This window comes from Rhodospirillum centenum SW (assembly GCF_000016185.1).
GTDB lineage: Bacteria > Pseudomonadota > Alphaproteobacteria > Azospirillales > Azospirillaceae > Rhodocista > Rhodocista centena.
Genome location: NC_011420.2, coordinates 3,071,874 through 3,081,633 on the forward strand (window position 1 = coordinate 3,071,874; position 9,760 = coordinate 3,081,633).

Annotated in this window: 10 protein-coding genes; 6 read left to right on the top strand and 4 right to left on the bottom strand. The window is 71.1% G+C overall.

Annotated features, from left to right (window positions below; all coding sequences use genetic code 11):
• Window positions 1–31 precede the first annotated feature (31 nt).
• On the top strand, window positions 32–589 hold the full coding sequence (locus RC1_RS14320) for an arsenate reductase ArsC (RefSeq protein ID WP_012568143.1): 558 nt from the start codon (window positions 32–34) through the stop codon (window positions 587–589).
• Complete coding sequence (gene arsB / locus RC1_RS14325) at window positions 586–1,647, top strand: ACR3 family arsenite efflux transporter (protein WP_012568144.1); 1,062 nt, start codon at window positions 586–588, stop codon at window positions 1,645–1,647. The genes RC1_RS14320 and arsB overlap by 4 nt, the downstream gene beginning before the upstream one ends.
• A 28-nt stretch (window positions 1,648–1,675) precedes the next feature.
• Here arsB and RC1_RS14330 read toward each other — a convergent pair whose 3' ends face one another.
• Complete coding sequence (locus RC1_RS14330; protein WP_012568145.1) at window positions 1,676–1,993, bottom strand: 4a-hydroxytetrahydrobiopterin dehydratase; 318 nt, start codon at window positions 1,991–1,993, stop codon at window positions 1,676–1,678.
• Window positions 1,994–2,117: 124 nt separating this feature from the next.
• Between RC1_RS14330 and RC1_RS14335 the strand changes: the two genes are divergently transcribed.
• Window positions 2,118–2,531 (top strand): metallopeptidase family protein, encoded by a 414-nt coding sequence (locus RC1_RS14335; protein ID WP_012568146.1) that lies wholly within the window; start codon window positions 2,118–2,120, stop codon window positions 2,529–2,531.
• 19 nt (window positions 2,532–2,550) lie between these two features.
• Here the strand turns inward: RC1_RS14335 and RC1_RS14340 are convergent, their stop codons facing one another.
• Window positions 2,551–3,348: an ABC transporter ATP-binding protein gene (locus RC1_RS14340; RefSeq protein ID WP_012568147.1), complete on the bottom strand. Its 798-nt coding sequence runs from the start codon at window positions 3,346–3,348 to the stop codon at window positions 2,551–2,553.
• A 170-nt stretch (window positions 3,349–3,518) separates the two neighbouring features.
• Here RC1_RS14340 and RC1_RS14345 point away from each other — a divergent pair, with 170 nt between their 5' ends.
• Entirely contained in the window at window positions 3,519–4,508 is a 990-nt protein-coding gene (locus RC1_RS14345; RefSeq protein WP_012568148.1) for a hypothetical protein, read from the top strand.
• Window positions 4,509–4,551: 43 nt separating this feature from the next.
• Here the strand turns inward: RC1_RS14345 and RC1_RS14350 are convergent, their stop codons facing one another.
• Window positions 4,552–5,091: an FxsA family protein gene (locus RC1_RS14350; protein ID WP_012568149.1), complete on the bottom strand. Its 540-nt coding sequence runs from the start codon at window positions 5,089–5,091 to the stop codon at window positions 4,552–4,554.
• Window positions 5,092–5,477: 386 nt separating this feature from the next.
• Between RC1_RS14350 and RC1_RS14355 the strand changes: the two genes are divergently transcribed.
• Window positions 5,478–6,170, top strand: a complete 693-nt coding sequence (locus RC1_RS14355) for a Tim44/TimA family putative adaptor protein (protein WP_012568150.1) — start codon at window positions 5,478–5,480, stop codon at window positions 6,168–6,170.
• Window positions 6,171–6,342: 172 nt separating this feature from the next.
• Entirely contained in the window at window positions 6,343–7,551 is a 1,209-nt protein-coding gene (mltA, locus tag RC1_RS14360; protein WP_012568151.1) for a murein transglycosylase A, read from the top strand.
• 49 nt (window positions 7,552–7,600) lie between these two features.
• Here the strand turns inward: mltA and RC1_RS14365 are convergent, their stop codons facing one another.
• On the bottom strand, window positions 7,601–9,712 hold the full coding sequence (locus RC1_RS14365; RefSeq protein ID WP_012568152.1) for a TonB-dependent siderophore receptor: 2,112 nt from the start codon (window positions 9,710–9,712) through the stop codon (window positions 7,601–7,603).
• Window positions 9,713–9,760: the final 48 nt, after the last annotated feature.

Genomic DNA, 9,760 nt, shown 5'->3' on the forward strand with positions numbered 1-9,760 from the left:
CCCGCCCGCACCCGCCCACCAGGAGAGGACCATGGCCGACACCCCCGGAAGCCGCGTCTATTCCGTGCTGTTCCTCTGCACCCACAACAGCGCCCGCAGCATCATGGCCGAAGCCATCCTGAACCGGATCGGCGGTGGCCGCTTCCGCGCCTACAGCGCCGGCAGCCATCCGTCGGGGCAGCTGAACCCGGCCGTGAGCGCGCTGCTGACCAGCCTGAAGTACGACCTGTCGGACGCCCGCTCCAAGGACTGGAGCGGGTTCGCCGGTCCGGACGCGCCGGCGCTGGACTTCGTCATCACCGTCTGCGACCAGGCCGCCGGGGAGGTCTGCCCGATCTGGCCGGGGCAGCCGATGACGGCGCACTGGGGCTTCCCCGACCCCTCCGCCGTCACCGGCCCGGAGGCGGAGAAGCATGCCGTGGCGGCGGACGTCTACCGCATGATCCACCGCCGGCTGGAGATCTTCGTCAACCTGCCGATCCGCGCCCTGGACCGGCTGAGCCTGAAGCGCCGGCTGGACGAGATCGGCGCGGCCCCGCTCGACGCTGCCACGCTCGACGCTGCCACGGCGGCCGGGGGCGGGGCATGACCGCCGCCGTCGCCGACGACCGCGGGGCCGCCCCGCTCGGCCTGTTCGAGCGCTGGCTGTCGCTCTGGGTCGCGCTGTGCATCGCCGGCGGCATCGCCCTGGGCAGCGTCGCGCCCGGCCTGTTCGGGCTGTTGAGCGGGCTGGAGGTGGCGAACGTCAATCTGGTCGTCGCCCTGCTGATCTGGGTGATGATCTACCCGATGATGGTGTCGGTGGATTTCGCCGCCCTGCGCCGGGTGGGCGACAGGCCGAAGGGGCTGGCGGTGACGCTGGTGGTGAACTGGCTGGTGAAGCCCTTCACCATGGCCGCCCTGGGCGTGCTGTTCTTCGAAGGGCTGTTCCGCGACCTCGTGGACCCGGCCGACGCCAAGCAGTACATCGCCGGCCTGATCCTGCTGGGGGCCGCCCCCTGCACCGCCATGGTCTTCGTCTGGAGCCAGCTCACGCGCGGCGATGCCACCTACACGCTGGTCCAGGTCGGGGTGAACGACCTGATCATGGTGCTGGCCTTCGCGCCGCTGGTCGCCCTGCTGCTGGGGGTGACGGAGGTGGCGGTGCCGTGGGACACGCTGCTGCTGGCGGTGCTGCTCTATGTCGTGATCCCGCTGGCAGCCGGCTACGCCACCCGGCGGCGGCTGGAACGCCGCGGCGGCGCGGCCGCCGTGACCGCCTTCACCGCCCGCTGCAAGCCGTGGACGGTGGTCGGGCTGCTGGCCACGGTGGTGCTGCTGTTCGGCTTTCAGGGCGGGCGCATCCTGGCGCAGCCGCTGCTGATCGCGCTGATCGCGGCGCCGCTGCTGGTGCAGAGCTACGGCATCTTCCTGATCGCCTACGCCTGGGCCTGGATCTGGCGCATCCCCTTCGCCATCGCCGCCCCGGCGGCGCTGATCGGCACCTCCAACTTCTTCGAGCTGGCGGTGGCGGTCGCCATCAGCCTGTTCGGGCTGGACAGCGGGGCGGCGCTGGCGACCGTCGTCGGCGTCCTGGTGGAGGTGCCGGTGATGCTGTCGCTGGTGGCGCTGGCGAACCGCACCCGCCGGTACTTCCCGGCGGACTGAGCGGCAGCGGGGGCGGTCCGGCCGCCGGTCAGCCGGCGATTCCGTCCATGAAACCGGCCATGCGGACATCCAGGGCCGTGACGCCGCCGGCGTCGTGGGTCGTCAGCGTGACCTCGACCCGGTTGTAGACGTTGGACCATTCCGGGTGGTGGTTCATCGTCTCCGCCAGCAGGGCCACCCGCGTCATGAAGCCGAAGGCGGCGTTGAAGTCGGGGAAGACGAAGCTGCGCCGGATGGCGTCGCGCCCCTCCACCTCCCGCCACGCCGCCAGCCCCGCCAGCGCCTCGGCCCGAGCCGCGCCCGTCAGTGCCGCGCCCGTGAGCGTCCCCGTCTGTGTCGTCGCCATGCTCTCCTCCCTGTGCCGTTTCTCTGCGGGACCCCGCGGCCCCGCCGCCATTGACGTGGCCCGGACGCTTGCCCACGTCAAGCGCGCGCGGCAAGCTCCGGACCCGCACCACGAGAGGAACCCCATGGCGTCCCTGCGCCGTTTCACGACCGCCCCCACGCTGGAGGAGATCGAGGCGATCGCCGCCCGCGCCTTCGACACCATCCCGGAGGAACTGCGCCAGCATGTGCGCAACGTGCTGATCCGGGTGGAGGATTTCCCCGACGAGGAGACCGAGCAGGAGATGGGCCTGGAAAGCCCGTTCGACCTGCTGGGGCTCTACCGCGGCGTCGGCCTGCCGTTCCAGAGCGTGTCCGACCTGCCGCGCGGGCCGGAGATGATCTACCTCTACCGCCGGCCGCTGCTGGACTACTGGTGCGAGACGGGGGAGGACCTGACGCATCTGGTGCGCCATGTCCTGATCCATGAGATCGGCCACCATTTCGGCTTCTCCGACGCCGACATGGAGGCGATCGAGGCCGGGGCCGCCGGGGAGTAGCGGCGCCGGGGGGCGGCGGTCAGTACGCCGTCTCGCGGGAGAGGAACTGGCGGCAGCGCTCGCTGCGCGGGTTGCCGAACACCTCGTCGGGGGTGCCTTCCTCCTCGATCCGGCCCTGGTGCAGGAACACCACCTTGCTGGAGACGTCGCGGGCGAAGGCCATCTCGTGCGTCACGATCAGCATGGTGTTGCCCTCGTCCGCCAGCGTGCGGATGACGCGCAGCACCTCGCCCACCAGCTCGGGGTCCAGGGCCGAGGTCGGTTCGTCGAACAGCATCACCTTCGGCTCCATCGCCAGCATGCGGGCGATGGCGGCGCGCTGCTGCTGGCCGCCGGAAAGCTGGGCCGGATAGGCGTCCAGCTTGTCCGCCAGCCCGACCTTGGCGAGCAGGGCGCGGGCCCGCTCCACCGCCGCCTCCTTCGGCTGGCCCAGCACATGCACCGGCGCCTCGATGACGTTCTGGAGCACGGTCATGTGGGTCCAGAGATTGAAGTTCTGGAACACCATGCCCAGGCGCTGACGGATGCGGTCCACCTGCTGGCGGTCGGCCGGGCGCACGGCACCCGCGCGGTCGCGGGTCATGCGGATCGTCTCCCCCTGGATGGAGACGCGGCCCTCGTCGGGCACTTCCATCAGGTTGATGCAGCGCAGCAGCGTGCTCTTGCCCGACCCCGACGAGCCGATCAGGGCGATCACGTCGCCCTCCCGCGCCGTCAGCGACACGCCTTTCAGCACCTCCAGATCGCCGAACCTCTTGTGCAGATCCTCGATGCGGATGGCTTCGCGGGCATCGGGCGGAACGGGCGGGTGCGGCATGGGACTGTCCGGTTGCTGTGACCGGGGCGGGAGGCTAGCGCGCCGGCGCCATGTTGGCAAAGCCCTGCTCGGCTTTTTCGGACGTGGTATCATCGGCGGCTCCCGGGGCATGCCGGAAACCGTCGCCCGGCCCGTCCCCCGACCCCCTGTCCGCAACCCGATCCCGAGCCATGAGCCAAGGCATCCAGCCCGGCCCCAACCGCGCCACCCACTTCCTGTTCGACCACAAGGTCTTCACCCTGGAAGGGGCGCGCTTCATCCTGTCCGCCACGACGGAGGAGCCGGTGATGCGCTTCCGCCTGGGCAAGAACGACGCGGAGGTCGCGCTCGACAAGCTCTGCGCGGAGTTCAACATCGACCCCAAGAGCTTCGACGGCCAGCTCCTGGACATGGCCGCGCGCGGGCTGAAATACGTCCGCCAGATCAAGCCCGGCGACAGCATCCCGAACGAGCTGCTGGACGGCACCGCCTCCTGGCGGGTGGACGAGAAGCACTACCAGATCGCCCGCGCCCGGCTGACGGTGCAGCTCGTCACCTGGATGACGGGCGGGGAGACGGTCATCACCAGCCTGGAGCATCTGGAGCAGGTGGTCGGCGACCCGACCACCAAGGCCCGCGTCCATGAGGCCTTCCGCATGATCGCGGACCGGCTCGCGCTGTCGGGCGATGTCGAACAGGAGGTGGAGAAGCGGGTGGACCTGCTGGCGCAGGAACTGGCCTACATCGAGGGGCTGCGCGAGCGCATGCACCTGCTGGCGATGATCCGCCAGGGGCTGGAGACGGCACACCGCATCTACAAGGCCGAGCGCACGATGCGGGAGGAGATCGTCCGCATGCAGACCCTCTGCCTGCCGCCGCTGGCCGATCTGGAGGCGCGCTTCGCCCAGGTCGATGCGCAGACCGGGGAGATCCTGGTCATGCTGCGCAAGTTCGAGCAGAACATCGCCTACATCCGGGAGATGCGCGACGACCTGCACCAGTGCCTGATGCCGTGGGAGGAGCTGCTGGAGGACTGGCAGGCGCTGCAAGGGGCGGAGATGCCGCCGCTCGACAAGGGCCCGGCGCTGGAGGCGCTGCTGAAGAAGACCTACCACTTTCTGGCCCGGCGTTTCAGCCAGGCCAGCCAGTGGAAGCTCGCCAACCGCCGGCCGCCGAAATAGCGGCCGGCCCTCAGCGCCCGCGCCGGCCCTCAGCCTCCCGACCTCAGCGTCCGGGCGGCCGCCAGCGGCTTTCGGTCGGCGGCGTATCGTCGCCGCCCTCGCCCTCCAGCCGGTAGCGCTCCTCGCGCACCTCGACCCAGTCGCCCTCGATCACGTCGGGGCCGCCATGGGCGCGGCCGCCGGGCCGGCCGGCGCCGTCCAGCGGGCCGCCCGGCCGCACCCCGGCCGGGCCTGTGGTGACCACGACCATGTTCATCCGCCCGAACAGCCACGACCGCACCGGCGGCAGGAACAGCAGCAGCCCAGCGATGTCGGAGAGGAAGCCGGGGATCACCAGCAGCAGGCCGGCGAGCGCCAGGCAGAGCCCGTCGAACGCCTCCTGCACCGGGGGCTCGCCGCGGTCCAGGCGGTCCTGGGCGCGGCGTAGCGTGTCGATGCCGTGCCGCTTCAGCAGCCCGATGCCGACCAGGGCCGACAGCACCACCAGAAGCACCGTCGGCAGCACGCCGATGGCGCTGCCGACCCAGGCGAATCCGGCGATCTCGGCCAGGGGAAGAAGCAGGAAGAAAAGAAGGAAGCGCATGGGCGTCCTTGCTCAATTATGGGAAACGGCCTATCTAACCGGAAAGCCGGTCGGGCTGGCAGGCGGTATTCCGCCCCGGTCACCGCACCCGCCCCGACGTTCTTTCCCGCTCAAGGGCTTCTCCGCTCAAGGGCGAGGCCCTTGCGGGCCACGTATCGCGGCAAGAGTATCGCGGCAAGAGAGGATCGGCGCCAGGGCAGCGGTAACAGGACGGCGACACGAAGCGTCCATCAGGAGTTAATGATCGGACGGGCAGGTTGAAAGGGGTACGGGTCCCCGACATGCTCGGCCACCGGCCGATCACAGACCCGTTCACCGGCCCGACCACCGGGCAAGCGGTCCCCGCCGGGGCCGCCCCGCAGAACCGAAGGTGGCAGGATACTCGCATGGGTGAAGGTTTCTATTTCTTCGACATCCTGATCTTCGGCATGGTCGCCGCGTTCCTGGTGTATCGCCTGCGCAGCGTCCTCGGGCGCCGGCATGGCGAGGAGCGGCAGCGTCCCAACCCCTTCACGCCGCCGCCGAAGGCCGGTCAGGCTCCCGCCCCGGCGGAATCCGACAACGTGGTTCCGCTGCCCGACCGTGGCCGCCCGCCCGAGGCCCCGCTCCCGGTGGAAACGGGTCCGATCTCCCTGGAGGAGGGGCTGCGGCAGATCCGCGCGGCCGACCCGACCTTCAACGAGAAGCACTTCCTGCAAGGGGCCAAGGCCGCCTTCGAGATGATCGTGAAGGCCTTCGCCGACGGCGACACCCCGACCCTGCGCCCGCTGCTGGCGGATGACGTCTATGACGGCTTCGCCGAGGCGATCCGCAAGCGTCAGGCCGCCGGGGAGACGCGGGAGACCCGCATCACCGCCTTCGAGTCCGTCGATCTGAAGGAAGCGCGGATGGATGGTCGCCATGCCATGGTCACCATCAGGTTCATCACCCATCAGGTGGACTGCACGGTGAACGCCGCCGGCGACGTCGTGGACGGCGACCCGGATGAGGCGATCGAGGTCGTGGACATCTGGACCTTCAGCCGCAACACCCGCTCGCCGGACCCGAACTGGCTGCTGGTCGAGACGCGGGTGCCCTGACGCGAGACGCGGGTGCCCCGGCGACGGGCACCCGGTTCCCGCGGGGGCAGGGCGTCGCTTCGGGGCGGACGCTCCCCGGCCATGCTCCGGGGTCCTGCCACGCTATTGCCGCTTTCCCCCCGCGCCGGGCTTGGGTAGCAAGGGGCATCCTTCCCGCGACCCCGCCCGAGCCATGCCCCGACAGACACGCCCGACCCGCGCCGGCCTCGTGCTGGCCGCCCTTCTCCTGTCCGCGCTCGCCGGCTGCGGCGCCCCGCGCCCGCCGAAGGAGCCGCCGCCCGCGCGCCTGACGCTCGCCGCCGCCGACTTCCGCGACCTGCCCGGCTGGGCCGGGGACGACCATGCGGCGGCGCTGCCGGTGCTGGCCCGCTCCTGCGCCCGGCTGGCGCCGCAGCCGGACGGGCGCACCCTGGGGCCGCAGGGCATGCTGGGCCGCATCGCCGACTGGAAGCCGGCCTGCGCCGCCCTGGCCGCCGTGCCGCCCGGCGACGGAGGGGCCGCCCGCGCCTATTTCGAGACCTGGTTCCGGCCCTGGCTGGCCGGCAACAACGGCACGGACGAGGGCCTGTTCACGGGCTATTACGAGGCGCTGCTGCGCGGCTCCCGCCGCCAGCACGGGCCGTTCCAGACGCCGCTGCTGCGCCGCCCCGACGATCTGGTGATGGTCGATCTGGGCGAATTCCGCGAGGCGCTGAAGGGCGAGCGCATCGCCGGCCGGGTCGTGGACGGCCGGCTGCGCCCCTATGAGGACCGCGCGAAGATCGAGGCCGGCGCGCTGAAGGGGCGCAACCTGGAACTGCTCTGGGTGGACGATCCGGTGGAGGCCTTCTTCCTCCAGATCCAGGGCTCCGGCCGCGTGGTGCTGGAGGACGGGACGGAGCTGCGCGTCGGTTATGACGGGCAGAACGGCCATCCCTACGTCGCCATCGGGCGCGAGCTGGTGGCCCGCGGCGCGATGGCGAAGGAGGCGGTCACCATGCAGTCGATCCGCGCCTGGCTGGAGGCGAACCCCGCCAGCGCTGCCGAGGTGATGAACCGCAACCCCTCCTATGTCTTCTTCCGCCTGCTGGACGGGGAAGGCCCGGTCGGCGCCCAGGGCGTGCCTCTGACGCCGGGCCGCAGCCTTGCCGTGGACCGCAGCTTTGTCGCCTACGGCACGCCGCTCTGGCTGGATGCGGAGGACCCGCTGGACCCGGCCCGGCGGCTGCAACGGCTGCTGGTGGCGCAGGACACCGGCGGCGCCATCCGCGGCCCCGTGCGCGGCGACGTCTTCTGGGGCCATGGCCCGGAGGCGGAACTGCGCGCCGGCCGGATGAAGAGCCCGGGCCGCTACTGGCTGCTGCTGCCGCGCACGCTGGTGCCCGCCGCCCCGGCGTCGTGAGGCGCCCGCCGGGGCGCGGCGGCCCCGCGGGGGGCCGCCGTCCGGCCGCTCAGAAGCGGTAGCTCAGGGTGCCGAAGACGGTCCGCTCCGCCCCCATGAAGCAGTCGCCGCGGGCGAGGCAGGCCGAATAGTAGTCCTTGCCCAGCAGGTTCGTGGCGTTCAGCGTGAACTGCCAGTTCCGCCAGGTCACCTCGGCCAGCGCGTCCACCAGCGTGTAGGAGGGCGTGCGCAGGCCGTCGGGGAAGGCCGCCCCGTAGGACCGGCTGGCGCCGGCGTAGCGCACGCCGCCGCCCAGCCGGAGTCTGGCCTCGCTGCCGAGATCGAGCGTCTTCGTCCCCCAGAGCGAGGCGTTGTGCTTCGGCACGTTCTCCAACTGGGTGCCTTCCTCCTCGATCTCCGCCTTGGTGTAGCTGTAGCTGGCGATGATCTCGTAGTTCCCCGGCAGCAGCCGGCTCGCCTCCACCTCGAAACCCTTGGAGGTGAGCGAGCCCGCCTGGGTCTGGTCGAACGGGTCGGGCGTCGCGGGGTCGTCCACCGGCCGGTTGCTCTCCTTGATGTGGTAGCCGGTCAGGGTCAGCAGCGTGGCGTCGTCGGGATGGAACTTGACCCCGGCCTCGTACTGGCGGCCGCGCTTGGGATCGAAGGCCCCGCCGTCGCTGGCGGTGCCGGCGATCGGCTCGAAGGATTCCGTGTAGCTGACAAAGGGGGAGACGCCGGTCAGCACCTCCACGATCAGCCCGGCGCGGAGCGAGGTGGCCTCCGCCTCCTCCGTCGGGCTGCCCGCATTGGTCGTGCGGACCCGGTCGCGCCGGCCGCCCAGCACGACCGAGGCCCGGTCCCACAGCCGGATCTGGTCCTGCACATAGAAGCCGAGCTGCTTCTGCGCCACGTCCTCCGTCGGGTCGGTGGCCGGCAGGCCGCCGCCGAAGTCGGACAGGGCGTCGTAGTCCGGATCGTAGATGTCGATGATCTCGTAGCCGAACCCGCCCTTCTTGCGGACATGGTTCCAGCTGTAGTCCACGCCGGCCAGGACGACATGCTCCACCGCCGCGCCGGTGTTGAAGTCCACGCGCAGGTTGTTGTCGGTGGAGAAGATGTCCATCCGCGCCTTGCTGCCGTCGGCATAGAGGCCGATCAGGCGCCGGGCGGGGTCCAGGTAGGGGTTGGTCGGGTTGGCGTAGCTGTCGGGATAGTGGGTCAGGTAGGTCAGGTCGCTGTCCACGTAGCGCGCGCGCAGGTTCATCCGGACGCGGTCGGTGAAGCGGTGCTCCACGATGCCGGTGCCCTGGCGCAGCCGCCCGTCATAGCGGTCCCAGCCCGGCTTGCCGATGAACAGGCTGTCCGGCAGCCGGCCGTTCGGGTTCGGCAGCAGGGTGCCGACCACCGGCAGGAACTGCGAGGTGGAGCCGCCGTCATCCTCCTGGTACAGGCCGAGCAGGGTGATGTCGGTGTCCGGCCCCGGCTGCCAGCGCACGGACGGCGCCAGCAGGGTGCGGTCGTCGGGCACATGGTCGGTCTGGGTGCCCGACTCGCGGACGCGGGCCACCAGCCGCCCGGCCAGTCCGGGGGCGAGGGTTCCGGTCACGTCGGCCAGCGCCTCCTTGCGGTCGAAGGAGCCGTAGCGCAGCGACACCTCGCCCCCCGTCTCGAACCGCGGCGTCTTGGAGACGAGATTGACGAGGCCGCCCAGCGAGGTGGTGCCGAACAGCACCGAGGCCGGGCCGCGCACCACCTCCACCTGGGAGAAGGTATAGGGGTCGGCACGGATGCTGGCGTAGTAGCTGAACAGGTCGCGCATGCCGTCGCGGAACTGCAACGGGTTGGTGCCGCGGATGAAGCTGCTGTCCACCCGGCTGTCCGGCCCGTAGGGATTGGCCTGTACGCCGGCGACGTAGCGCAGCGTGTCCGCGACGGAGAGCGCCCCCTGCGCCTGGTACAGTTCGGCCGGCACGATGCTGATCGGCTGCGGCGTCTCGATCACGGGAATGTCGGTCTTGGTCGCGGCCCCGCTGCGCTGGCGGGCGCCGGTGACGATGATCTCGTCGATCGGGCGGTCGGCCGCGGCGTCCTCTCCGGTCGCGGTCCCCGCCTCCTGCGCCGACGCGGGTGCCGTCGCCGCCAGCACCGCCAGCGCGGCGTCCAGCCACCAGGTCTTCTGCATGTCTCCCCCTCCGGGATCTTCGGATCGTCGGTTCCTGGATCGTCGCGG